This is a genomic window from Shewanella avicenniae (genome assembly GCF_017354945.1).
In the GTDB taxonomy this organism is placed as follows: Bacteria; Pseudomonadota; Gammaproteobacteria; order Enterobacterales; family Shewanellaceae; genus Shewanella; species Shewanella avicenniae.
Map to the genome: position 1 here is coordinate 3,426,728 of NZ_CP071503.1, position 25,653 is coordinate 3,452,380.

At 49.8% G+C, this 25,653-nt stretch carries 21 protein-coding genes and 1 riboswitch; of the genes, 9 read left to right on the top strand and 12 right to left on the bottom strand.

Translation table 11 applies throughout. The features are described from left to right. Positions 1-6 precede the first annotated feature (6 nt). The 9 genes from JYB87_RS15170 to fkpA all read right to left on the bottom strand — a co-directional run bounded on the left by JYB87_RS15170 (position 7) and on the right by fkpA (position 11,990). The gene (locus tag JYB87_RS15170) at positions 7-1,956 is read right to left on the bottom strand and encodes a TonB-dependent receptor (RefSeq protein WP_207354291.1); all 1,950 of its coding nucleotides are present in this window, start codon (positions 1,954-1,956) and stop codon (positions 7-9) included. 87 nt (positions 1,957-2,043) lie between these two features. Then, positions 2,044-2,224, bottom strand: a riboswitch (cobalamin riboswitch). A gap of 130 nt (positions 2,225-2,354) precedes the next feature. After that, a complete protein-coding gene (locus tag JYB87_RS15175) occupies positions 2,355-2,732 on the bottom strand; it encodes a DUF805 domain-containing protein (RefSeq protein WP_207354292.1) in 378 nt (125 codons plus the stop codon). Between the two features lie 230 nt (positions 2,733-2,962). Beyond that, the gene (locus JYB87_RS15180) at positions 2,963-4,945 is read right to left on the bottom strand and encodes an alpha-amylase family protein (protein ID WP_207354293.1); all 1,983 of its coding nucleotides are present in this window, start codon (positions 4,943-4,945) and stop codon (positions 2,963-2,965) included. 23 nt (positions 4,946-4,968) lie between these two features. Next, complete coding sequence (locus JYB87_RS15185) at positions 4,969-5,880, bottom strand: PfkB family carbohydrate kinase (protein WP_207354294.1); 912 nt, start codon at positions 5,878-5,880, stop codon at positions 4,969-4,971. A gap of 8 nt (positions 5,881-5,888) precedes the next feature. Continuing rightward, complete coding sequence (locus JYB87_RS15190; protein ID WP_207354295.1) at positions 5,889-6,728, bottom strand: HAD-IIB family hydrolase; 840 nt, start codon at positions 6,726-6,728, stop codon at positions 5,889-5,891. After that, positions 6,721-8,895, bottom strand: coding sequence for an HAD family hydrolase (locus tag JYB87_RS15195; RefSeq protein WP_207354296.1), 2,175 nt, complete (start codon positions 8,893-8,895; stop codon positions 6,721-6,723). The genes JYB87_RS15190 and JYB87_RS15195 overlap by 8 nt, the downstream gene beginning before the upstream one ends. Positions 8,896-9,365: 470 nt before the next feature. Continuing rightward, on the bottom strand, positions 9,366-9,902 hold the full coding sequence (locus JYB87_RS15200; RefSeq protein ID WP_207354297.1) for a DUF4405 domain-containing protein: 537 nt from the start codon (positions 9,900-9,902) through the stop codon (positions 9,366-9,368). A gap of 150 nt (positions 9,903-10,052) precedes the next feature. After that, complete coding sequence (locus tag JYB87_RS15205) at positions 10,053-10,931, bottom strand: prohibitin family protein (protein ID WP_207354298.1); 879 nt, start codon at positions 10,929-10,931, stop codon at positions 10,053-10,055. A 291-nt stretch (positions 10,932-11,222) separates the two neighbouring features. Next, positions 11,223-11,990 (bottom strand): FKBP-type peptidyl-prolyl cis-trans isomerase, encoded by a 768-nt coding sequence (gene fkpA, locus JYB87_RS15210; protein ID WP_207354299.1) that lies wholly within the window; start codon positions 11,988-11,990, stop codon positions 11,223-11,225. 167 nt (positions 11,991-12,157) lie between these two features. Between fkpA and JYB87_RS15215 the strand changes: the two genes are divergently transcribed. The 6 genes from JYB87_RS15215 to pepN all read left to right on the top strand — a co-directional run bounded on the left by JYB87_RS15215 (position 12,158) and on the right by pepN (position 18,625). Next, positions 12,158-13,123: a WD40 repeat domain-containing protein gene (locus JYB87_RS15215; RefSeq protein WP_207354300.1), complete on the top strand. Its 966-nt coding sequence runs from the start codon at positions 12,158-12,160 to the stop codon at positions 13,121-13,123. An 11-nt stretch (positions 13,124-13,134) separates the two neighbouring features. Continuing rightward, the gene (locus JYB87_RS15220) at positions 13,135-13,347 is read left to right on the top strand and encodes a SlyX family protein (protein ID WP_207354301.1); all 213 of its coding nucleotides are present in this window, start codon (positions 13,135-13,137) and stop codon (positions 13,345-13,347) included. 13 nt (positions 13,348-13,360) lie between these two features. Beyond that, positions 13,361-13,834: a peptide deformylase gene (gene def / locus JYB87_RS15225; protein WP_207354302.1), complete on the top strand. Its 474-nt coding sequence runs from the start codon at positions 13,361-13,363 to the stop codon at positions 13,832-13,834. Beyond that, positions 13,831-15,207 carry a COG3014 family protein gene (locus JYB87_RS15230; protein ID WP_207354303.1) on the top strand — a complete coding sequence of 459 codons (1,377 nt, stop codon included), beginning with the start codon at positions 13,831-13,833 and terminating at the stop codon, positions 15,205-15,207. The genes def and JYB87_RS15230 overlap by 4 nt, the downstream gene beginning before the upstream one ends. A gap of 22 nt (positions 15,208-15,229) precedes the next feature. After that, positions 15,230-15,826, top strand: coding sequence for a penicillin-binding protein activator LpoB (gene lpoB / locus JYB87_RS15235; RefSeq protein ID WP_207354304.1), 597 nt, complete (start codon positions 15,230-15,232; stop codon positions 15,824-15,826). A 153-nt stretch (positions 15,827-15,979) separates the two neighbouring features. Continuing rightward, positions 15,980-18,625: an aminopeptidase N gene (gene pepN / locus JYB87_RS15240; RefSeq protein ID WP_228729886.1), complete on the top strand. Its 2,646-nt coding sequence runs from the start codon at positions 15,980-15,982 to the stop codon at positions 18,623-18,625. Positions 18,626-18,727: 102 nt separating this feature from the next. On the opposite strand, the gene JYB87_RS15245 is transcribed toward pepN, so the two are convergent. Beyond that, the gene (locus JYB87_RS15245; RefSeq protein WP_228729887.1) at positions 18,728-19,900 is read right to left on the bottom strand and encodes an RDD family protein; all 1,173 of its coding nucleotides are present in this window, start codon (positions 19,898-19,900) and stop codon (positions 18,728-18,730) included. A gap of 222 nt (positions 19,901-20,122) precedes the next feature. Further along, positions 20,123-20,689: a phosphoribosyltransferase gene (locus JYB87_RS15250; RefSeq protein WP_207356730.1), complete on the bottom strand. Its 567-nt coding sequence runs from the start codon at positions 20,687-20,689 to the stop codon at positions 20,123-20,125. Between the two features lie 301 nt (positions 20,690-20,990). On the opposite strand from JYB87_RS15250, the gene nfsB reads away from it, so the two are divergent. The 3 genes from nfsB (at position 20,991) to JYB87_RS15265 (ending at position 23,240) form a co-directional block, all read left to right on the top strand. Next, positions 20,991-21,644 carry an oxygen-insensitive NAD(P)H nitroreductase gene (nfsB, locus tag JYB87_RS15255; RefSeq protein WP_207354305.1) on the top strand — a complete coding sequence of 218 codons (654 nt, stop codon included), beginning with the start codon at positions 20,991-20,993 and terminating at the stop codon, positions 21,642-21,644. A 115-nt stretch (positions 21,645-21,759) separates the two neighbouring features. Continuing rightward, the gene (locus tag JYB87_RS15260; RefSeq protein ID WP_207354306.1) at positions 21,760-22,407 is read left to right on the top strand and encodes a DNA-J related domain-containing protein; all 648 of its coding nucleotides are present in this window, start codon (positions 21,760-21,762) and stop codon (positions 22,405-22,407) included. Positions 22,408-22,526: 119 nt separating this feature from the next. Beyond that, a complete protein-coding gene (locus JYB87_RS15265; RefSeq protein WP_207354307.1) occupies positions 22,527-23,240 on the top strand; it encodes a DsbA family protein in 714 nt (237 codons plus the stop codon). A 102-nt stretch (positions 23,241-23,342) separates the two neighbouring features. On the opposite strand, the gene mrcB is transcribed toward JYB87_RS15265, so the two are convergent. After that, positions 23,343-25,649 (bottom strand): penicillin-binding protein 1B, encoded by a 2,307-nt coding sequence (mrcB, locus tag JYB87_RS15270; protein ID WP_207354308.1) that lies wholly within the window; start codon positions 25,647-25,649, stop codon positions 23,343-23,345. Positions 25,650-25,653: the final 4 nt, after the last annotated feature.

Sequence of the window (25,653 nt, forward strand, 5' to 3'; positions counted from 1 at the left end):
GGTGGATTAGAATCGATAACCCAGCGTTAACTTAAGCTGGCGTCCTGCGCCTGAGTAATAGCCATTGCCCCACGCACTGTAATAGCCTGAACTGGCATAGTCTTTATCCAGCAGGTTATCGGCGCGCAGACTCGCTTGCCAATCACCGCGGCGATAGTTCAGCGCAAGATTCGCTAACCAATAACCCGCAAGTTTGTCATCAGCATTGGCGTTATCACCTTCCATATAACGCTCACCCAGATACTGGCCTTCAGCGTACAACTGCCACACGTTGTCGATATCGTAGCTGGTAAACACACGCCCTGCGTGCTTCGCCACCCAAGACAGCGACTTACCTTGGTTAATCCCTTTGGTAAATTCAGCATCGGTGTAGTTGTATTCCGCGCCGATATTCAACGCAGGCAACAGCTGCCAACTTGCCGCAAGGTTAGCGCCATAACGACGTGATTCATCAGCATTCACGTTCGCACCGGCAAATGCGCCACCAACGGGCATTTCTGCACTGTTGTCATAGACGATTTCGTCGGTCAGGTGCAAACGATAGAGATTCAGCTTAAGTTGATATTGGTTTTTCAACAAATCCCAACCCGCTTCAATCGAATCGCCTTTTTGCGGTTTCAGCCCCAATACTCCGGGTGAGGTGTAAGCCTGCTCATCCACTTTGGCAAAACGGAAGTTTTGTTCAGCGCGCAGATAGAAACGTTGTCCCGCTACCGGACGATAATTCACCCCGATTTCCAACGCATGGGCGTGTTCGTCAAGATCAATGCCATCAGCATAGATTGCCGCATCGTACAGCTCATCTTTCACCTTGGCATAACGACCACCGATCACGTAATCCACCGAGGTGGAAAACGGCACAGTTGCTTGCACATAGGCGCTGCTAAGCGTTTGTGTGTTATGGCGATCCGTTGAACTCAGATCAAAATCGGCCTTACCACGATGCAGGTCAGCACCGATAATCAACGTCAACGGCCCTTTATCGGTTACATACTCGCCAATCGCTTTTGGGTTAACTTCCAGCAATGAACGGCTGTTTTGCCCCAGCGAACCGTAGCTGATGCTGCTTACCAAAGAATCGGAATAGTTAACATCGCCCGCCAGTGTCCAATGCTTGCTCACTTGCTGCTGCAGATGGGCACGCCACGCGTCGGTCATCTCATGAATGTAGTCGCCAAGTTGCCAAGGGCTTGCTTGACGAGGATCGGCGTTAAATTCATCTAACGTCAACGCCCCCGGCGTCTGCTGTTTGTTGTCGTAATAGCTGCCTTCAACAAAGAACTGGCGAGTTCCCTTTTCGTACTGCACGCGCGCTAATACTGAGCTCGTTTCGTTATCGTTGTTACGACGATAGTTATCCGCTTGGTGATAATCTGCCGCCAAGAAGTAACGCCATTCACTGTTAATTGCCCCAGCAAGATCCGCTTTGGCTTCATAGCTGTCATAACTCCCTGCCGCAACGCTGATATTGCCGCCGGTGGCGCTTGGTGCTTTGGTGATGATGTTAATCACCCCGCCCACCGCTTGGTCACCGTAAAGCACACCGGCACTGCCGCTGAGGATTTCAACCCGCTCAATTTGATTCAGTGGAATTGCGCTGATGCTGGCGGCCGCGATGTCGATATTGTTCAGCCGACGGCCATCGAGCAGGATCAGCGTGTTGTTTACCGCGGTGCCCGAGTTAAAACCACGCATGGCAAACACAGCGCCGTTGTTGCTATCAGAAATCTGAATGCCCGCCCGACCACGCAATACTTCGGTAAGATTTGTCGCGCCCGTCAAGGCAATTTCAGTTGCATCAATCACTGTGACGTTGGCAGCGATATCAAGTGGATTTTCAAGCTGGCGACCGATAACAATCATCTGTTCGTCGGTCGTTGCTTGCGGTTCTGCCAATGCAGGAAGTGAATACGCCAGCGCACATAGCACCGCGAGAGAAGTTGGTTTAAATCCCATTTCCTTTTGCTCCTAAAGGGAAACGGGGCATTTGCCACAGCCAATCACTAGATATGCCGGCCCATTTCGCGATCTGCCCACCGAAATACGCGAAATACCTTTAGGGCCGGTCTCCGGACTTTGGCTATGCGAGCTACGCACGATGCTGACTGATTAACGCTTACGCGCGCCAGCATCTCACCATTTACCGTTGCGGGGGCAGTGCCGGAATTTCACCGACTTCCCGATTATCCCATCCTTGATGGGCACCACAAAAGGTTGACTAAATAAGTATGATACTCCCGTAAGGGAGGCGCATTATAGACATCTAGGCGGCTAAAAGTCCAACCGAATTCGCCGATATAAAGCAAAAGGGGCAAGCCCATAAGACTCACCCCTACATTACTTACTCATCGACGTTAAACGTTGGTCACGCCATAATCGTCATCAGCGTCAATCCCTTTAGGATTATGACCGTATTCGTTGTCACCTGGCTCACCATCTTGGCAATAGAACACAATTAATACTATCCAACCGATAACCGGAATAATCCCAATCAACTGCCACCAGCCGCTACGCCCAGTATCATGCAAACGGCGTGCGCCTACAGCAAGGCTTGGAAGCAAGACGGTCAGTGAATAGAGCGTTGAAATCACCACAGTACCTAAGATCACGTCGACCAGTTGCAGTAGGATCGACACAATCAGGTTAAATAGGAAAAACATCCAATACTCTTTGCGCCGTGCGCGGTCAGTAAAGTCTGCAAATTTCTTAAATGCGCCAATGTAATATTCCATCTTTTCTCCCTCACCACAGGTGCTAAATAGGCCTTTCCATGCTTAAGCATCCTGCCAAATAACAATCAAATATTATGTTTTTCAGATGGATATAATTCCACCAGCGCTTACCATAACATAGCCATACAGTTAGCCAAGTGATCGCGCTAAGAATTTACATCGGTGCTATTTATATCAGCGCTTTAGGCAAAGGAGAGTAGCATCTAGCCCTACCCTTGCCCATGCGCCGATTAACGCCGATTGAATACACTGTGAGATTGCGACAGCACCAGCCAATAAAACTGAAATCCGCCCAACACCAATTGATTGGAAAATACCGACGGCGCACGCCCAGTCCATAAATCTTCCAGCATCAATGGGTCCACATAGGCGGTTTGGCGCAACTTATCTAACTCTACCCGCTGTGGCTCTGGCGACAGATTGGCAATCACGACCACTTTCTCTGACGGATTCGCGTAGTTGTAGCGCACAAAACCAAATACCGCGTCATTGGCCAGATCCAGCATCTCGCGATTATTAAAGTCAGCAAACGCGTCCGCTTGTTTGCGCAGCTCGATAAGCTTTTTCATGTCTAAAAATAGCTGCTGTTGAATTGAGCCCGGTTCATGGCGCTTTTCCATCACGGCCCAATCCAATTTGGGTCGGTGCAGCCAACGGCTGTCCGCTGATTTGTCGGTGTCACGCTCATAGTTGTAGTCGTTTAGCGTGCCTACTTCATCGCCGTAATACAGCAATGGAATGCCACCAAACGACATAATCAAACTGTGCAACATCACAATATGTTTGCGACTGTTGCGGATCAGTGTTTCATCGCCGTTTTCAATCCCCGCTTGCAGCCCCACCAATGAGGCTAGTGAGCCGGAGATCCTTGCATCACCGGTTTTTTCATTCTTACCAAATGGCCGTCCACGCGCCGAGCTGTTATCAAACTCGCCGGTAAAATAGTCCACCAAAAAGCGACGGTGCATCGCTGGGTTATAGCCCACCAAACCGATATCTTTGTCATCAAAACCAAAGCCGATATCGTCATGGCAGCGCAGATAATTGAGCCAAGTTGCCCGCTCCAATTTGGCTGGCAGACTTTTAAGCCCCTGATTAAGCAGGCGCGCATTTTTGGTGGCTACACTCTCCCACAATAACGCCATAAAGGTGGCGTTGTAGGCGATATCGCATTCCTTGGCGACCACCGCATCTTCACCAAAGTATTTGATGATCTCCGATGGCGACACAATCGCTTCCGCGATAAAAATCAACCCCGGTGCCACAACCTGACAGCAATCTTTAAACAGCTGCAACACCTTGTGTGCCTCAGCCTCGTTTTGGCATGGCGTACCAATTTTTTTCCATAAAAAGGCCACCGCATCGAGGCGTAACACGTCGACACCTTTGTTGGCCCAGAACAGAATGACATCCAGCATTTCAATAAATACTTCTGGGTTTGTGTAGTTCAAATCCCATTGATATTTATGGAAAACGGTCATTACCCATTTGTTGATTTTGTCGTTCCAACTGAAGTTGCCAGGGTCGGTTTCGGGGAATACTTCCGGCATGGTTTGCTCAAACATGTCGGGAATGGTGCGATCATCAAACATGTAGTAATAGCTTTGATACTTGGCATCGCCCTGCATCGCTTTTTTTGCCCACGGATGCTGATCTGAAGTGTGATTGACCACGATATCGAGTGCGATCAGCGAATCTTGCTGATGCAGCGCATCGATAATCTCTTGCAGAATCTTATTTGAGCCCATGCGTGAATCAACCTTGCGGAAGTTACTCACCGCATAGCCGCCATCACTCTTGCCTACCGGACATTCACAAATTGGCAGAATGTGCACCAGATTAACCCCGAGCTCGGCAAAGTAATTAACGCGATCACGCAGATCGGCCAGATCCTTGGCAAAGCCATTGGCATAGAGTGCCATGCCTACCCAACGTTGCTGCAAAAACCAGTTGTGATCCGCTTCGCGCTGCCGATCCACCTGTTTAAATTTGGCATCGCGCTCGCTGTAATTGCGCGCCATCACCCCAACCAAACTGGTTAACTGCTCTTCGAAATCACGTCGATGGCCATAAAGCTTGTTAAACAAGGAATAGATAGCGTAAAAATTAGCGCCAAGCCGACTGTAGAAAAAGCGCAAATCGGTCGCATTAATGTCCGGTTTGAGTTCATCGAGGATACGGTTCAGCAGGGTATGGGATACCTCTTCATACATAGTGAGCCCCTTGTCCTAGAGAGTTAAATCATGCCCCAAAGGCATTTGAAATCGCCATAAATTGCGGGATTGTCGGATACCGCCCCCTGCTGCGTCACGATGAAACCGGCAAACTGCTGCGCGCGTTCTAAAATCGTGTCCCACTGCCAATGGTGCAGCATACCGAGCAGTACGATGGACGCAAATGCGTCGCCAGCACCGACGGTATCAACCACTGTGGTGGTTTGTGGCGGCATTTCATGGCTGATAATTTGCCCCATTTCATACACCAGAAACGCGCCATCAGCGCCGAGGGTGACAATCAGATTGGCAATGTTGTTTTCTAAACGGAAGTTGCGCGCCAGCGCTTGTAACCATTCAATATCATCTTGGGCTTGTTCGGTCTTTGACAGGCAAATCAGCTCCTGCCGATTGAGCTTCACACAATGGGCACCATGCACTTCGGCAAGCACCCACTCCAACTCCCACCAAGGATCGCGCAGGTTAACGTCGACAAAGGCTTTTTGCGCAGGCCAATCTCGTAACTGCGCTAACGAGTCGCGACTGGTACTGCATCTTGCCGCTAAGCTACCGTGATAGAACAGATGTTCTCCCTCAGGCGTCGATAGGTTTTGCGGTTGAATATGATCATAAGCGGTATCCAGCACAAACTCATAGCTAGGCTCGCCCTCGATGATGCTGATCTGCACTCGGCCGGTGTCATGCAAAGGATCAACCGCCACGCTGTCGGTGACCATCTGCCACTGCTGCATTTTCGCCAAGATCTGCTTGCCGCCATCATCATCGCCAACAGCAGAAATCAAACGTGGATTCACACCAAACGCTTGCAGATGCCAAGCCACATTAAACGGGGCGCCGCCCAACAACGGCTCACTATCAGCAAAGCAATCAAACAACACTTCACCGAAGATATAGATGGGTAAACACTCGTTCATCGTTGTTTCTACTCCACGGTTAACCATCTTTTAAGTTGCGGATAAAAATACAGCAGCCCTTCAACAATCCCGCCGCTGTAATTACCGTTTAGCCCAAGCGATTCATCGCCTTGTGCCACCCAGAGTTGCTCATCCAGCCCTTGCATCTTGCTGCGATTGACCGCTTGCATTACCACCTCGGCCAAGGCGTTTTTCACAATAACGGCGGGATAAGGACTCACCAGCACATCAAGGTCATTGCCGCTGTCGCCACTGAAAAATACCTTGTCATGCTGCAGCCCAAGTTCGGTTACCAGAAAATCGATCGCACCGCGTTTACTGGCATTTGGCGGCAACAAATCCACCAGCCCTTGGTCAGCGGTTTCATCAACACTGGTAATCAGATGCACTGGCCACGCGATGTTGGCTAAGCGCCGTTTGACCTCGGCCACCTCGTTGGGGAGCAATTTGGCGGGTATCAGTTGATAACAAAGCTTAAAGCGTTTTTGACGTGGCTCAGGTTGCGGTTGCAGTTGAGCAAACTGGCCTAACTGGCGAGCAAGTTGCTGACTGTCCTGCGGCCATTGCTGTGCTAAATAGTCGTGCCAATGCGGTAGCAGCTGATACTGCTCACCTTCGCGCACATAAATCATGCTGCCGACATCGGTAATGGCGTAATCCGGCAACGGCAGCTGATACTCTGCTATAGCGTGTTGCACTAACGCAATATCGCGCCCTGTAACATAGGCGAGTTTACATTGACTGCCAACAACGAGCTGGGCAAACATTCTCCGCGCCGCAGCAGACTCAGGCTGTTCACCATTGGGCAATAGGGTTCTATCCAGATCAGTACAGAGCAACTCAAGCACAGTCAACCTCCTCGGGCTGTGCATCGAAGAAGTGGTAGTGCTCAATAGCTTCTAAAATGCCCAGCGCGTTGGGCTGACTGGCGTAAAAAATCTGGTGATCTTGCTGGGTAGTTTGGCTGATCTGTTCATGGGCGCGGTTACTCACCACGACCGACAAGGTTTTACCCGTGATCATATCTTCATCACTGCCAGCCCCAGCAGCCACCAGCACCCGCTCTAACGGAATACCCCAAATCGAAGCGACATAGCGCAGTGCCAACCCTTTGGACACCCTAGCGGGCGTGATATCAAGATTTTGCCCAGCGGTGATAAACACATTGATGCTCTGCTCTTCTTGGCGCAGTAACTTCATTATGCGGTCTCGGGTCAAACTGTCTTGATAGGCAGGGTCGATGTGAAACGAAATCTTGAACTTGCTTTGCTCCGATTCATCTTGCAGCGACAAGCCATCGACTTTGCGCAAAATACGGCGAATCGCCCGTGGGTTCCAATCATGGTCAACATGCTCTTCCCAATCGGTGCTGACTTCCAGCTCGCGACCATAGTGAATTTGCGAGCCCAAACTGCTGATCAAAATGTCGGGCTTTGGAATGCGGTATTTCTTCAACACCTTGAGCACCGAATCCAGCCGCCGCGCGGTGGCAATGCCAAACGCCACCTCTTTGCGGCGCTCACGCAACATCTGGCAAAACTCTCTAAGCCCGGTGGGATTACTCAACAAGGTTTTATCGAGGTCGGAAACAATCATACGATCGGCAAAGCGGGATGCTTTGACAATGGCCGCCGAATATTGCTGCGGTTTGTGGGCAGCCACCAACGGCTTAATCTGCTTCAAATAAGCACGCGCGTGAGCATTCCAGCTATATTTTAGCGCCACGTTCTTAATGCCATTGGCCGAAAAAGCACGCCACATATCGCCGTCGAGTAACAGATTTTTAATGGCGTTGCCCAAATCGCGCGAACTGAGCGGATCGACCAACAGGCCAGCTTCGCAATTTTCCACAATGTCCACTGGGCCACCGTTTTCAGTGGCCACAAACGGCAAGCCAGAGGCGGCACATTCCAACAAGGTCAAACCAAACGGCTCGGTTAACGCTGGGTTGATAAAGATGCCGCGCGAACTGGCAGCCATACGGTAAATAGCAGGAACTTCTGAGGGCAGATGTTTTTTAGGAATGGCCACCTTGCCGTAAAGGTCATAGTAATCAATCAGCACCAACAGCTCAGACAACACCTCTTGCGCCCCATTGTCCATCTCACGAATATCATCGCGATTACCGGCAATGATCACCAAGTTGGCCATTTCACGCAGTTCCGGTGACTCGCCATAAGCCTGCATCAAGGTGGCAATGTTTTTGCGCGGATCGGGGCGCGACAATGCCAAAATCATCGGCTTATCTGGGTCATCTAAAAAGCGTCGAATCGCACTGGTGATTTGCGAGGGGGCTTCACCCAATTCGGGCGGATGAAACAGGCTTAAATCGGTGCCGGGTGGGATCACTCGCATGCTTTCTGGTGAGTAGTAATCGTAAAGTTCGTATTGGGATTCAATCTCTTGCCACGTGCTAGTAATCACTAACGAGGCGTTAGCCAGCACTTGTTCTTCCGCTTCAATGCGGTGACGCATGTTGTAGCGCTGCTCCACATCACGCGAGGTCATCCCAGACGCCATCAAACGCTTACGTTTGTCACGCCCAAGCGAGTGTCCGGTATGTACCAATGGAATGCCAGAAAGATGGTTGATTTGCGTGGCAACATAACCCGCATCAGCGTAATGGCTATGAACAACATCCGGCATACGGGCTTGTTGATGAAAGTAATCGAGCAGATTGTCTGCAAAGGTGTCGAGATGCTGCCAAAGTTTCTCTTTGGCGAGGTACTGTTCGGAGCCACAGTCGATTCTGACAATCTGTGCTCCGGCCACCTCTAACGGTTCAATCGGCACACTGTAATCGCTATGAACTTTGTCATCGACAATACGACGAGTGATTAGGTCAACTCGCGCAACCCCAGGTTGGCGCGCTAACGCATTAGCTAAATCAACCACATACTTGGTTTGGCCGCCAGTGTCGGCATCACAACCGAGTTCGAGGTTTTTGCCCCGAATTAACCCATGAATACTGATTAGCGCTAAATATAGCCCTGAATCGTCCTGTTGCAGCTGCATAGACATCTTCTCCGTAAGATGGGTCGAACGTCACGTCAGGTTAGTTTCTCTACAACCGATAAATTCTATATAAATTCAGTAACCTGCGTTCGACTTCTATTCCCAAAAAGTGCTGACTGTTACCGGATAACTCACCATAAGTTGCCCATCACAGCGCATGTAGAGCTTATGCATCGCTGTCATGATTACCCTGCGCCACAGGATAATGATGATAGCGCTCAAAAAACGACCATTTGGCCGCTGTTTTTTCAACCTACCACAACAAAAGCGGAATTACCAAATTCGCCTTAGCGCATAAAGTGTTGAGATTGTGCTGCAATCAGCGCCTAAATCGGGCGATATTGACGGCAATTGAAAGTTGCAGGAACAGATGATTTGTTTTTGATAATCAATAAATTAAAAAGGCACCCGTTGAAGGTGCCTTGTCTTATCTAAGGGGTTCGAGCAGCGCATAGCGCAGGGGGTGAGTTTTATTCAGCCTGCGGTTTGGCATCCTGCGGAGGTTTTAGCGCACCATCGGTAACAACCCCCAACAACGCAAATGGATGTTGTTTATTGGCCTTGGCTAACTGAGCAATGGTTTGCGCTGGGTTATCGACGTGGATCCCTTTGGCCTCCAAATCACTGATCAATTTGGTCACAGGCTGCTGTTGCAGTTGCGCAACGGCGGTTAATGGCGAGTTCATCACCAGATCCATCATCAGTTTGACTGGATGACCTTTGTTATCGTTATTGGCTGCATTGTAGATAAAGGCGCCAGCCACCAGCAGCACCACAATCATCAAGGCTGCGGCGATTTTCTCACTGAAATAACGTTTGAACGGTCCCCAATGGTTGAGGATATGAAACAGGGTTGCGACGACAAATGCCATGCCCAACCATTCATGCATCAGCTTGACTAAGCCTTCCGACAGATGGAAAAACAGCATCACCCCACTCACACCCACAACCACCGAGGTGCCAATCACTAATGGTGTCGACCAGTGACGCATTTTTGCCCTAAACATCTGAGGTTATCTCCCTAATTACAAATAATTACCTAGCTATTGCATAGGATGGAGAAAGCCTTGCTTGGCGGCAATATGGTTTACGTTATCTTTACATTTTGCGCAATAGCCGCAGACGGATGCGGCCACATCCGCCTGCAGCGCCCATCACTATGGGTTGGTGTTGAAGAATGGCAGGGTGCTATTTGGCAGCATGGTACTTGGCAATTTGCCATCCCACTTTTCCGCCTTGGTCAGTTCGATTAAGTCTTTATTTTTGGCCAATGCATCGGCGCGGCTTTTGATCGCGGCCGCTTCCGCATCACCTTTGATACGAATAGCCTCAGCTTCTGCTTTGGCACGCGCCAGTTGCGAGTCAGCTTCAGCTTGCGCTTTGGTGACCGCGATTTGGGCAGATACCCGCTCTTTTTCGAGGTTCTGTTTCTGGGTTTGCACTTCCACTTCAGCGCGCATTCTGTCTTCTACTGATTTTTCGTATGCACTCGAAAAATCGATATTTTCTACTTGGACTGAGGTGATTTCGATTGGGCCTTCTACACTGGCTTTAATCGCATTCGACACATCCAGCACAAACTTCATCCGCTCTTGTACTGCGGAAATTGCGGTATATTGACCAAAGATGTTTTCGACCTGCGTAGGCACTTGGCGATCGACCAAGCGATCCACCATTGCCTGAATACTTTTGAAGTTAGCGTACACCTCAGCCACTTTGGCCTCAGGTACCCTATAGGTAACCGATGCACGAATGGTCGCCGGTTGTTGATCACGGCTGTAGGCCTGCAATCTGTCATAGCTGACAGTATGGGTTTGGGTCGAGATTTTAACTATGCTGTCAAACAGTGGCAGTTTAAAGCCCATTCCCGGTTCGGCGGTGCCAATGATTTTACCGTTGCGCAGGTGCACGCCGCGTTCGCCTTGATCCACAGTAAACCAGCTGCTAAAGCCAAGTACGAATAACAGCAGTAACACGATAATTGAGATTACTTTACCCAATGACGGCGCATTGGATAGTCGAGGTTGTAATACCATAATCAGCTTCCTTTCAAACGTGGTTGACCACCAATCTCACTCAATCGGTGAGGCCTTTGCTTGCCAGCTAAGCTAACAAATCAGCCACATAAATCCCACGTTTTTATCACGAATCAACCCCAGTAATGCATAAATTTACTGTTGTAGAGTCAATAAGATAGCTTTGGCGAAGCGAAGCGAGACAGGCTTAACCGGTACTCACGGTTAGCGCTCAGCGCTGTATACAGCTTTTGCGATTAACCATAAAAAAAGAGCACCCGAAGGTGCTCTCATTTAACCAAGCTGCGCGACTTATTTGTCAGCAGCTGGTGCAGTTTCAGCTGGGGTGAAATCCAACAGTTCTACTTCAAAAATCAGAGTAGAGTTAGCCGGGATGACGTCACCCATGTCACGGTTACCGTAAGCCAGTTCTGCAGGAATCACGAAACGGTATTTAGCGCCTTTTGACATCAGTTGCAGACCTTCAGTCCAACCTGCAATCACGCGGTTCAGCGGGAATTCGATTGGCTCACCACCGTTTTTCTCGGTGCTATCAAATACAGTGCCGTTGATCAGTTGGCCTTTGTATTTCACTTTTACTGTATCTTCCGCTTTAGGCTTAGCACCTTCACCGGCTTGCAACACTTCATATTGCAGACCTGATTCAGTGGTTACTACACCTGCTTTGGCTTTGTTTTGTTCCAGATAGGCTTTGCCGTCGGCTAAATTTTTATCAGCAACTTCTTGCACTTTAGCGGCGCGCTTTTCACCCACGATTTTATCTAATGCTTCGAGAGTGGCTTTGATCTCTTCGTCAGTCATTCTTGACTCACCAGCTAAGCTTTCTTGGAAGCCAGCAACGATGGCACCTTTATCAACCTCAAAGCCCAGTGTTTCTTGCTCTTTAACGTGTTGAGCTACATAACGTCCTACCGAAGCACCGATACCATAACCTTGTTTTTGTACATCTGTTTTAAGTTCGGTTTTTGCCGCTGGTGCTGCTGCTTTTTGTTCTTGATTACAAGCAGCCAGGCCAACCACGGCCAGCGCTACCAACGAATATTTAAACATGCTCTTCATTCAATTCTTCCTTAGGACTTGAGGCGGTGTTAGATAACCTACAATGTTAAGAGGCGCTTCACTCTATAACAGTTATCTTGTTTATTCAAAATGGGATAATCTCATTAAAGATTTAGGTCGCCAACTCTATTCTTCAGGCTTAAGGCAACCAAAACAGGCGAGAGTTCATGAATTTTCTCCATTTGTTTAAATTTTCCACGTTTGTTCTGTTAGTACCGCTACTTTGGGCCTGTTCACCAGCCGGTAAGCCTGTATTTAATCTCAGCCCCAGTGGCAACTACGCAGCGGCATTATCGCAAGATGGCTCCCTCGCCATCGTCAGCAGCAGTGATGGTATAACCTTGTGGGATATCCCCAATCAACGCGCTAAATATCAATGGTGGCAAGGCGATCGGCGCGATAACGTCATCGCGGTAGCCTTATCCAACAATAATCAATATGCCGCCACCTTGAGTAGCGACTCGGTTGCCTTGTGGCAATTGAGCGATGGCAAGTCACTGGGATGGTGGTCACTGAGCGGTCAGGCGCAATGTGTCGCGGTGGCTAACGACGGCCAACTATTGGTGGGCAGCGCCGATGCCAGCGTGTTTTATCTGGCCGCAGAACGCCAACGCTTGGTGAAATTTCTGGGGCACACCGAAAAGGTCAACAGTGTTGCCTTTGCAGCCGATGGCAAGTTAGCGCTCACTGGCGGCAATGATGCCAAGGCGCTGTTATGGCGTACCGCTGATGGCAAAATTATCAAGCAATGGGCCACCGACTCCCGCGTACTGACCACGGCAATTTCGCCTTCTGGCAAATTGGCGTTTGTTTCCGATAGCACCGGCAATGCGTTTATTTGGGATATAGCGCAGCAGCGGCAAGTCAGCCGATTAAACATTCACACCCGACTAATGAACTTTACTGCGGTCAGTTTTATCCAACAGGAACAGCAGTTGCTCACGGGCACGCCCAATCGCGAATCTCAGCTGTGGCGCATCAGTACTGGCGAAAAACTCGGCAGTTGGCAAGTTGCGATACCGCCAAAACCACAACCTCCGGGCGCGGTGGTCTACGCTGTGTCACAATGGGGCGGAAACGGTATTCAAGCCATCAGCTCCAGCGGCATGTTGGAACGCTGGCAACATCCATAGTAGAGGTAATAATGGAAGGACTGAGCCTAAGAGTCGAAGATCTGGAAACCAAGCTGGCATTTCAGGAAGCCACCATCGACGAGCTCAACAACGAAGTGATTGCGTTGAATAAGATTGTGGCAGAGCAACAATATCAGTTGCAGTTAATCGTAAATAAACTCAAAGCGATAGAGCCAAGCAATATTGCATCGCAATCAGAAGAGACACCACCACCCCATTATTGATGGAGCGAACGCTATGTTATCCATTGCAATTTACGGCGAGCAGGTACTCAATCAAGTCGCGCAACCGGTTACTGTGTTTGATAGTGAACTGCAAACACTGGCAGATGAAATGCTAAATACCATGCAGCAAGCGCATGGTGTGGGTATTGCTGCACCGCAGGTTCATCGTTCATTGCAAATGTTTATCATGGCGTCGAATCCCAACTCGCGCTATCCCGATGCACCGCTGATGGCGCCACAAGTGGTCATCAATCCACAAATATTGCAAACATCAGAGGCGCAAGTGTGGGGCGAAGAAGGCTGTTTATCGCTGCCGCAGGAGCGCTGCCAAGTTGCTCGGTTTGAATCGATCGAAGTAAGATACCAAGACTTATCTGGCGAATGGTGCCAAGAGTGGTTATCTGGGTTTGTTGCTCGTATTTTTCAGCACGAATTTGACCATTTGCAAGGCATCACCTTAAGAGAGCGCACCGCGAAATCGACATGATGTTCAACCGCCTGAGGGAGTTAGGCCACTTCACCATCACAACCCTGTTGCCTGCACTTGTTGCGTTGGCGTTGTCTGGCTGCGCCTATCACGGGGTGTTAACCAGTTATCCCGCCAGCATCGCGCCCCTTAAAACGGGGCTTGATAGCAGCGCACCTGCGGTATTGCCAGACACATTCAAACAAGGGCTACAATCGGCCGATCAACTGCTATATGCCGAGGAGGCTGGCAGAGTAGCGCAGATCCAAGGCGACTTTGATGGCAGCATTAACTATTTCAAACAAGCCATTGCCCGTTATGAAAAACTGGATGAACGGGCGCTGGTCAGCCTATCGAACGTGGGCGCTAACAGCAGCAGTTACTTTGTGAACGACAAAGTGATCCCTTACGAGGGCAACAGCAGCGAACGCATCATGCTGCATCAGTATCAAGCGCTGAACTATCTGATGCTCAACCAACTATCAGCAGCGCAAGTTGAACTGCGCAAAACCAACGAACTGCAAACGCTACAGCAACAAGCCTTGGAAGATGATGACAAAAAAGCGCAAAAGCTGGCCAGTGGTGAAGTCAGCGCACAAGTGGAACAGCTAAAAGCGCTCGGCGATACTCCGCTGAATCCCGCCGGTTACTACCTCACCGGCTTGCTGCATGAACTGTTTAACGAACCCAACGATGCCTACATCGATTACCGTAAAGCTGCTGAATTAGCGCCGAATAACCCAGCCCTGCAGCACAATTTGTTACGCTTAGCCAAACTGCTGAGTATGCCGCAATTAGAGGAATTTAGTGCGCGCTGGGGAGAGCCGAATTTACCGAAGCAAGGCCAAGGACGCATCGTCATCATCAGCGAACGTGGCTTTGTGGCCAGCAAGATGGCGGTAGATCTCACCCTGCCGATAGACGGCAAACTCATGAGTATTGCACTCCCCAGCTATCAAGGCTTGCCAAGCCTAACACCGCTGCCCCAGGTGAACCTTGGCGACAACAGCATGCCCTTTGCCGAACTGAGTAATATCTCCAGCATCGCCGCAGCCGAGCTCAGCGCTGAATTGCCAAGCATTTACTGGCGCCAAGCGGCACGGCTTGCCACTAAAACCTCGATGGTGAATCAAACCGAACGTGATACACCGGCATCATTGCTCGGCAATGTGTTATTGCAAGCCTATAACGTATTGACCGAACAGGCAGATTTGCGCAGTTGGCTGACCCTGCCCGCGCAAGTCGATCTGCTTGATAACTTTATTCAACAGGGTCAATATCAACTACATTATGGCGCTCAGCAGCAAACTGTGTCAGTCGTGGCTGGGCAAACTACACTGGTATGGATAATCGATACTGGAAATATGGTGCGTTTTTATACAAAATCGCTGTAACAATGGATAAATGGAAACGGATATGAAACAACTGAAGCTGATATTCCTCGCCGCGATGGCGTTGTCATTAACGGCATGTGCCAACAAGGTCGAGTACGGCAATGCAAGCGCTGTGGAAACCGTGAGTGAGAACTTCGGTTCAACCGATCTGCAAGCCATTACCGATAAAATGGTCGATAGCATGCTGACCACCCCCTCAGTGATGATGCTGACTGCCAACAACAAAAGACCGATTATTTTTGTTGATAGCGTGAAAAACAAAACCTCTGAACATATCGATACCGAATCGGTGACAGACTCCATCAGTACCAAGTTGCTGCAATCGGGTAAGTTCCGTTTTATCGATATGACCAAGGTAGATGCAGTCCGTAAGCAATTGGATTATCAAAACAATGCGGGCATGGTTGACCCTTCAAGCGCGATTAAATTTGGTCGTCAAATTGGCGCGCAATATATGCTGTACGGCAACCTGTCGAGCATTGTGAAACAGGACGGCAGCACCAAAGACGTTTACTACAAAATGACCATGCGCTTGATGGATTTAGAGACTGGCCTGATTGAATGGGCAGACGAAAAAGAGATCCGTAAAGAGCGTTCAAAAACCCTGTTTGGCCTTTAATACTGCCCACACAGTAGGTTAATCGCAGAAGCCACCGCACGGTGGCTTTTTTGTAACATTTTTTTGTAACACTTAGCTTTTGGTGAAAAAGCTAATTTACGTTACCTTATGCCGCTGAAAATCTTTTTGGTTTAGCTTAAAAAGGACATCAGCGTGAATTCGCTTCGACAGATTGCAAAAAGCAGTGCATTACTGCTGACCATTTCTTGGCTTTCGGCCTGTGCGACACAGCCAACCACCACTCAAACCCGCAGCGATAAACCTTACCTGACCGAGCAGCAAGCAATGGCGCGCTCGGCGCGAGTAAGCAATGTCAGCTACAAACTGCAATTTAATTTGGATGGTAGCGACACCTTTAGCGCGGTGACAGATCTGAGTTTTCAGCTTACCGATACACAAAAGCCGCTGACAATCGATCTCAACCAAGCGACCATTACCCGCTTAGTGATCAACGGTCACCCGCTCTATCCAAAATATAACGGCCTGTTTTTGTCGTTGAATCCTTTGATGCTGAACACTGGCCTCAACCAGATCCACATTGAGTACAGCCGTCCACATTCAACCAACGGGGAAGGTCTGCACCGCTTTGTTGACCCTGTTGATGGCAAAGTCTATCTGTACTCACATTTTGAGCCAGCGGCAGCTCAGCAGATGTTCCCGGTATTTGATCAACCGGATTTAAAAGCCACTTACGAGCTCAGCGTATCAGCGCCGAACGATTGGCAAGTGATCAGCGCCACCCGCGAAACTTCTATCGAACCACAAGGCGATCGCAAACTGTGGCATTTCCCAGTCAGCCCGAAATTAAGCCCCTATAACTTCGCAATGCATGCGGGGCCGTACCACATGTGGCAAGACAACAGCGGCAAATACCCAATGCGCCTGTTTGCCCGTCAATCTGTGGCCGCACAAGTGACACCACAAGATTGGTTTACCTATACCGATGCCGGTCTGCGCTTCTTTGATAACTACTTCGGCATTGCTTATCCATTCAAAAAGTATGACCAAGTGTTGGTGCCTGACTTCCTCTATGGCGCAATGGAAAACGCCGGTGCAATCACGTTTGCCGAAGGTCGTTTCCTCTATAACGCGGCCATGACCGCTGAGCAGAAGCAACGTCTGGCTGGGGTGATCATGCATGAGATGGCACACCAATGGTTTGGCGATCTCGTCACCATGAAATGGTGGAACGGCCTATGGCTCAACGAAAGTTTTGCGTCGTTCATGGGCACCTTGGCCACAGCCAAGGCCACCGAGTTTGATTACGCTTGGCGCAGTTTCTATGCCGGTGGTAAGCAAGGCGCCTATCAAAAAGACAGTAAAGTCACCACTCACCCGATTGAAGTGCCAGTACCAACCACGGCCAATGCTTTTGATAACATTGATGCCATCACCTACCAAAAAGGCGCTTCTGTGCTGAAGCAGCTGAATTACCTGCTCGGTGAAAAGGTGTTCCAAAAGGGTGTGCAAAACTATCTGCAACAGTACCAATGGCAAAACGCTACCCTGCAAGACTTTATCGGAAGTCTCGCAAACGCTGCCAACCGCAATCTGGATCAATGGACCCAAGATTGGCTCTATGATGCTGGGGTGAACACGCTGCAAGCGCAATTCAGCTGTTCAGGCGATCGCATTGACTCGTTCAAGTTGATTCAAAAATCAGCCGAAACCGGTGCCAAGACACTGCGCGAACAGAAAGTGCAAGTGGCCTTGCTGGTGAAAGGGCGTCACGAACTGCATCTGCTCAAAAAAGAGCCGGTTATCTATCAAGGCGCGGAAACAGCTGTACCGTCACTGATTGGCGCGCAATGCCCTGACTTGGTGTATCCAAACTATGAAGATTGGGGTTACGTCAAAGTTGCGCTGGATCCTCGTTCATTTGCAACGGCGCAAAGTCAATTAGCTAAAGTGACAGATCCTTTCCTGCGCTCAATGCTGTGGCAAAGCTTGTGGGATGGCGTGATGAGCGGTGCGCTGCCATTAAACGACTATCTCGACACCGTATTCGTAAACTTGCCCAAAGAGCAGGATTACACCATCGCAGGTCAAGTGTTGGCGTCGCTGCACACCAGTAAATACTGGTTAGAAAGCATGTTACCGCTGCACCAAAATTACAGCGAACGTGCGCAACGCGCGATGGCACAAATGAGCTTACGTTTAGCAATGGAAACCGTCGGCAATAGCGATATGCAACGCCGCTGGTTTGATGCCTATATCAGCTTTGCCAGTGATGAGCTGTCGCTGTCGCATTTAAAACAGCTGCTGCAAGGCGATGCGACCTTAGACGGTATCAGCTTAGATCAAGACACACGTTGGAAGATCATTAGTCAGCTCAACCGCTATAACGTCAAAGGCAGCGAGCAATTGCTGCACGCTGAAGCCAAAGCTGACCAAAGTGATACCGGTGAAAAAGCCGCAATTGCCGCCGAAGTGATTCGTCCAGATGCGGCAATTAAAGCGCAATGGTTGCGTCGTATTAACGACGATGCGGCGCCGTTCCCGAAACTGCGGATAGCAATGAGCAACATCTACCCTGCTGAACAAGCCGCATTAGCGCAAAAAACGGCTGCGGAGCGTCTGCAAAACTTGGCGGATATCGACAACCGTAAAGGTCGCGTGTTTATGCGCTCTTATGCGCCGAGCTTGATCCCACGCGAGTGTACTCATAGCTCGGTTGTCAACTTGCAACAAGCGATTAAGGACAATCCTAATTTGTCGACCTTGACCATGCGCGCGCTGCAAGAGATTGCCCAAGAGGAGCAACGCTGCGTATTGGTCAGCGAAAGCATGACCCAATAATCGCTGTGCTTGTTTAGGTGATTAAAAAAGCTGCCTGCGGGCAGCTTTTTGTTTTTGTTTTGGCGACGGAATAGTGGCAGGCGACTAGCCCTTTAGCTGCAGTTAGCGTGGCTTAACCTCACTGTTTGGCGTTACTGCTGCATCAGCATCTTGCAATGGCGACACCGGTTCTGCTGGCGCGCTTCGGTTAGCAATAGCAGCGTCCTGCACCACCACAGTTTCGCCTATTTTATCTTGAATACATTGGCGGTTGTTGTCCCAATAGACTTGCAAGAAACCCAGCAAACCGGTGGCAATACCGGCACCGTAGCCACCATAGCGACCAAAGGCTGCCCACAGCGATAATGGCTCACCGTTCAAACGGACCACACGAATACCCAACAGTTTTTTACCTGGGGTTTGCCCTCGCCCTAGCGCGGTAAATAAGGTGAAATAAGCGGCGCCCCAACTCAGCCCCAAACCCAGATCGGTAATGATCCCTTTTATCCACGCAATCAGTGACGGCGCTTGGTTCGCATCGGTGTCGCTCAGCTCGGCCGTATTGGCTAACGAGCGCTCAGTTATGGCGGGCGGCTTGGCTGATGCACTGTCAGCTTGCGAGGGGGAAGTAACAGTTGGCGAACGAGGGCTAAGCTGCGGCACCGCTTCAATCGGCGCTAACAATTGCTGGCGATAGTGCTGCTGTTGTTCAGCGGTGAGAAACTGAAGCTCACTCAATAACTCGCCAACCAATGCATTGCGTTCAGCGGGGGCATTGGCATAAATCGCATCCAACTGTTGCTGCAGCGCCGGCAGATTGCCATCAATACAGGCGGTATTTTCACACGCCTCGATCTTTGCCGCCAGCAACACCACGGCACCCGTGCGAGCCAGCGTTTCCACACTGGGGCGATTGAGCGACCCATCTACATCAGACTCAGCGGGCTTAGTGAACTGACTCACCACTGAAGCGACACTGACAAAAATCACTAAGGCGCTGACGACTCTTAACCAGCGCCGCGCCCAAGGGGAAACCACTTGTTCATGCCGTTTACTGACAATCCAGGTTGCTACCGCCGCTACTAATGCCACCACAAAGCTGGGCACATAACTCAGAACACTGATCAGCAGCAGATCTAACAACATCGCTAAGCCACGCCGCCATGGTTTAGCCAGTGGCATCCCCATCAATTGCTGATCGAGTGTAAACGCAAATGGCGTGACGATAGCGCGGGTTTCTTTGCCAGCACGCCACGCTTCAAGCGCCGACTGATATTGCTTATCCTCAATATTCACCTGCAGTTTCCTTGTGCAATAAGCGACCGACCGCTCAGCAGCCAATAGATGCTGATTAATTAAGCAAAAATCATACAGGGAATTTGAGGCAATAGGCTAACCTTGGCCAATAAATCATGCGGTTAATGTACGTGATTTCGAGATTGAGGCAGACAGAACGTCATCAATTGCGGCCAAAAAAAAGAAGCGCCGCAGCGCTTCTTCTGTTGCAACCGTTATCGATTAATCAAACAGATCACGAATGTTGCGGAAATCACTCTTACCTTCAGTGATCTCTTCAGGGGTTAAGCCTGACACTTCGTGCGGGAACACCAACCATTCATCAGAAGAGTGGATGAAGTAATCGGGCTTCATCGGCACTGCGGTATTTTTTGGCTTGTAGTATGGACAAGCGATACGAATGTCGCGCGGCAGATTCAAACGCATGGTTTGCGCCAGTTTTTCTTTCAACGCATGCACGCTACGGCCAGAATCAAACACATCGTCCACAATCAGCAGGCCATCATCGGCATTGGCGTTTTCGATGATGTAATGCAAACCGTGTACTTTGATCTCTTTACTCTGTTTATCGTTACCGATGCCATAGTAAGAAGAAGTACGTACGGCGATATGGTCAGTGTCGACTTTCTTATAATCAAAGTATTCCTGCACTGCGATACCGATTGGAGCACCACCACGCCAGATCCCTACGATAAACTGTGGCCGAAAGCCACTTTGGTAAACCTGAGCCGCCAGACGGAATGAATCCTCGAGCAGTTCCTGAGCTGTGATATAGCGTTTTTCGATCATCGCCACGACCCCGAATGTTAACAAAGAGATAAAACTTGCCGCCGTGTCTTGCGGCCAGACCCAGCGCATACTGCATGCGCCATGGAATATTGGGCGCGAATTCTAACGCAAAACCAGTACGTTTGCTGTGCTTTATCGCGGCTCTTTTGTGAATCATGCCAAATTAATGTGGCTAAATGTTCAGCAAACGCTAATTTTGCCATTATTGATCTACATCCAACCGTTTGCTTGAGCAATTGCGTACATTAAGAGGCGTTGAATTATCCCCTTTCGTATCGGTTACAAATGTTAAGGAAGTTGTATGTCTGTGCTGTCTGAAATTGCCCAACGCCGTTATACCAGCAAAGCGTTTGATGCCACCCAAAAGATCCCGCAAGAGAAAATCGAGCAACTGAAAACTCTGCTGCAATTCAGCCCATCGTCGGTTAACTCGCAGCCGTGGCACTTTGTGATAACGGCCTCTGACGCAGGTAAAGCCACCATTGCCGAAGCCACAGCCAACTTTCCATTCAACACCGCGAAGATCCAAAATGCGTCGCATGTGATAGTCCTGTGTACCCGCAATCAGTTTAGCGATGAACATCTGCAGCGCTTATTGCAGCAAGAAGAGGCTGATGGCCGTATTCCCGATGAAGCTGCCCGCGCCGCATTGCATAATGGCCGTGAGTTTTTCGTCAATATGCACCGCTTTGAGTTGAAAGATGTGCAGCATTGGATGGAAAAACAAACCTATATCGCCTTAGGTAATCTGTTGCTGGGTGCCGGCATGTTAGAGGTAGGTGCCACCCCGATTGAAGGCTTTGATGCCAGCGTCTTAAACAAGGTGCTCGGCCTACGCGAACAGGGATTTACCGCCAGTGTGATTGTCGCCTTGGGCTACAGTGATGCCAGCGACTTTAATGCCAAGCTGCCCAAATCTCGCTTGCCGCAAACGGAACTGTTTAGCGAAATCTGAACCATCCGGTCGGTGAGCCTTACGCTTGCCGACCGTGTGCCAGCTCACATTTCGGTTGCGCTCACCTTTGGCTGTGGCATAGTAGCAATAATCGCCTTTCAGGATTAATGACGCTATGTTGCTTGCCAAACCCGCCATTGCAGAGAAAGTTCAGGAAGCGAATGCCGACATCAAATGTTTGCGCGAAGATAACCCGCTTATCTGGCCGCTGATGACTCTGTTCAAAACCTCTGCCCGCAGTTGGAAAGTGCACCACCTTGCCACCGAACTGCAGCAACGCGGCTTAATGCACAACCTCGATGAATCCCCCGAGAAAGACCTGTTTAAACGCAATTTTCTATTGATGAATGCGCTCTACGAACTGCAGCAAATGTTGCTGCCTGAGCAATGGCTGCAGGTGAAATCGATGGACATTCAGCTGCTTCGCTTAGCACCCGCTAACGTGGACTTGCTGCAATATGAAGATCAATCGCTGCGAGAGTATTATCTCGACTGGCACAACTACGATACTTGCGCCAACGTGGTCAAAGAGATGCTGGCGTCTTTCTGGCATTCTTATGAAAAATATATCGGCGCCAATCCTAAACGCTTGGCACATCTCGATGCGCTAAAGGTCATGGAGTTGGCAGCCGATGCCAGCGATCAAGATATTCGCCGCCAATGGCGTAAACTGGCGTTGCGCTGGCATCCCGATCGCCCTGATGGCGATGCAGTGAAATTCCGCCAGATTTGCGAGGCATGGCAAGCACTCAAAGCCAGCTGAAACCTGTGCCATTTCACAGTTATCACTAAAAAATCATTGTTTAATATTGGATTAAGTCAGAATACCTAACCTCAATCCATTCAAGCCTATTTTTGTTCGCGAAATTCAAGGAGTCTATTTTGCTGAAACCTGCTCTGGCCGTGCTACTCCTCGCTGGTGCCTCTATCACTGCTCATGCAACGGAATTTGTTGAAGGTAAACAATACGTTCAGGTGGCAGATAAAGCGAGTGACACTCCCAAAGTCACTGAGTATTTCTCTTTCTACTGCCCACACTGCAACATGATGTCAAAGAAGTACATCACCTTTATCAAAGCGAAAATTAAGCCGGAAATCGCCTTTGATGATGCACATGTGGATTTCATGAACAGTGCCATCGGCACTGAAGTGATGCGTTCGCTGGCCGTGATGAAAAAACTCGGCCTGGAAAAGCAGCTAACCCCAGCCATGTTTAGCGCGATTCAAGGTGAAGAGGAACACAGCCATAATCACCCTTCTGCGATTAACAGCCGTGACGACATCAAAAAAGTGTTCGCCGGTGCTGGCGTTGATGCAGCCAAATACGATGAAGTTGCTGATAGCAGCGAAACAACCGCGATGATCAACAGCTGGCGTCAACAGCAAAACACTTTTGCGATTGATTCGATCCCGACCTTTATCGTTAACGATAAATACCGTGTCAATCTGGAAGAGATTAAATCGATCGCTGAACTGACAGAGTTGATCGATTATCTAGCAACCGAAAAGCCGGAGAAAAAATCGGGTGGTAGCATGGGTTGGGTATTTTTAGCCTTTGCTGGCTTGGCTGCCATCAGCCGCCGCCGTGTAAGCTAATTAACTGGCGCAAACATAAGTAAGCAAAAGGCCTCAATCGCGAGGCCTTTTTCGTTGTTAAATCTTATGGTGATGCCAAAAATCGTAACGATTCCAATGGCGTTAGTTACTCAATAACCGCTGCCACCATGACTTAGGTTTACCGCAGTTTTCTGTCGGATGATAGCTTTCTGCCAACGCGGGGACTTTCACAACGGGACTGCAATCAGCGCCTTTAGCCAAGCCGCTGTCACGATCAAAGTAGCCCTGCACTATGCCGCTCTCTGGCGGTAACCGCAGCGATAATGGTGCTCGATTACCTAAAAACTGGCGATACACCGCCATCGCACCACTGCTGCCGTAAAGCGAGGTTTTGCCGTTATCATCGCGGCCAACCCAAATGACCGCCACATTTCGCTCATCCATGCCGGCAAACCAAGAGTCACGCCGATCGTTACTGGTGCCGGTTTTTCCCGCAAGCATATCATTAGGAAAGGCTTCACCCAGTTTTTTGGCCGTACCCGACTCGACAACCTTGGTCATAGCATATTGCACTAAGTAATCCACATTCGGGTCGATGGCTTGATGTTGCGCCAACGGCGTGGCTTGAATCGGCTTATTATCTTTATCCAACACTTGAGTGACCGCCGCCAATTGACGGTAGCGCCCACGCGATGCAATGGTTTGGTACATCTGTGCTACCATTAATGGCGAGCCATTCACCGCCCCCAACAGCATGGATGGATACGGATTAATTGTTTCACTCCAGCCCACTTGTTTTAGGGTGGTGGCAACCGCATCCACCCCAAGCGCCATCCCCAAATTAACCGTGGGTACGTTCATCGAGTCTTTTAAGGCTGTCAGCAATGGCACTTGACCTTTGAATTGGCGATCGTCGTTTTGCGGTGACCACGTTTCGCCGCGCTCATTCTTCAAGGTAATCGGCTCATCTTTCAGTGGGGTCACCAAGTTATAGTTATTCGGTTGCGACAAAGCAGTGGCATACACAAACGGTTTCACCAAAGAACCAATTGGACGGCGAATATCGGTTGCACGGTTAAAACCGTAGTAGGACGGCACTCGGTCCCCCACCATTGCGGCAATGCCGGCGCTATATCGATCGGTAACCACCATGCCCGTTTGCAATTGATACTTTTCGGCATTGAGTGATTTCATCGTCTGCAGCACGGCTTTTTCAGCCGCTTCCTGCGCTAAAGGATCCAGTGTGGTATAGACCTTCACCCCCGACTGCTTTAGCAAGGCTTCGCCGTATCGGTCACGCAGTTCCTGTTTAACTTGGGCAAAAAACGCTGGCAACTTTTGGTGTACAGGACGCTCGGAATCGCGCAGTGATAACGGTGATGATGCCGCCAGTTGGTATTGTTTTGCGGTGATTTTGCCGCCTTCCATCAACAGCCGTAGCACCAAGTCGCGACGTTGCTGAGCCCGCTGATCATAGCGCCACGGGTTGTAATAGGAAGGACCTTTAATCACTGCAACTAAAAACGCCTGTTGTGCGAGGGTCAGCTCGCCGATGGGTCGGCCAAAATAGAACTGCGACGCCAAGCCCATGCCGTGAATGGCGCGGCTATGATCTTGCCCCATATAAACTTCATTCAGATAGGCTTCGAGGATCTCCTCTTTGCTGTAACGGAAATCGATAATCAGCGCCATTAACGCTTCACGGACTTTACGAATGAGCGAGCGCTCGCTGGAGAGGAAGAAGTTTTTGGCTAACTGCTGGGTTAAGGTTGAGCCACCTTGCACGGTGCGCCCTGCGGTAATGTTGACAAACGCCGCCCGAGCAATGGCCAGCGGATTTACCCCAAAATGCTCGTAGAAGCTACGGTCTTCGGTCAATATCAGCGCTTCAATGACCAAAGGTGGCATTTCGGTGGTTGGCACAAATAGCCTATCTTCACCATCACCGGTGACGATGCGATCAAGTAACACAGGTTCGAGATGGAACACGGCCAGCTGCCGATTGTCTTCGCCACGGCTGACCGCCGTCACCCCGTTGCTATCAAAACTGATAAGCACCCGTTGCTCTGGTTGTTTGCCTTCTGGATGCAAAAATGGCCGCCGCCAAATATCCACCTTGGTGCTAGATGCCGAAAATTCGCCCACTTGACGCGGATTAGCAACCTTGCGATAGCCGAGCAGTTTTAGTTCATCGATCAGCTGCTGGTGGCTCACCGGCGCACCGGGATACAGCGCCATTGAGCGACTGAAAATCTGCGCCGGCAGATACCACTTTTGCCCCTCAAATTTGCGGGCGATGATCTGATCAAGATAGATGCTATAAACCGCCAGCACGGCAGCAAGAATGATGGCGAGCTTCCAGCTAATTGACCACACCTTGCGCCACAATGACGTTTTTGGGCTGCTATTGCTGCGCTTTCCCTGAGTTTTTTTGGTTGTTTTTGCCATGAAT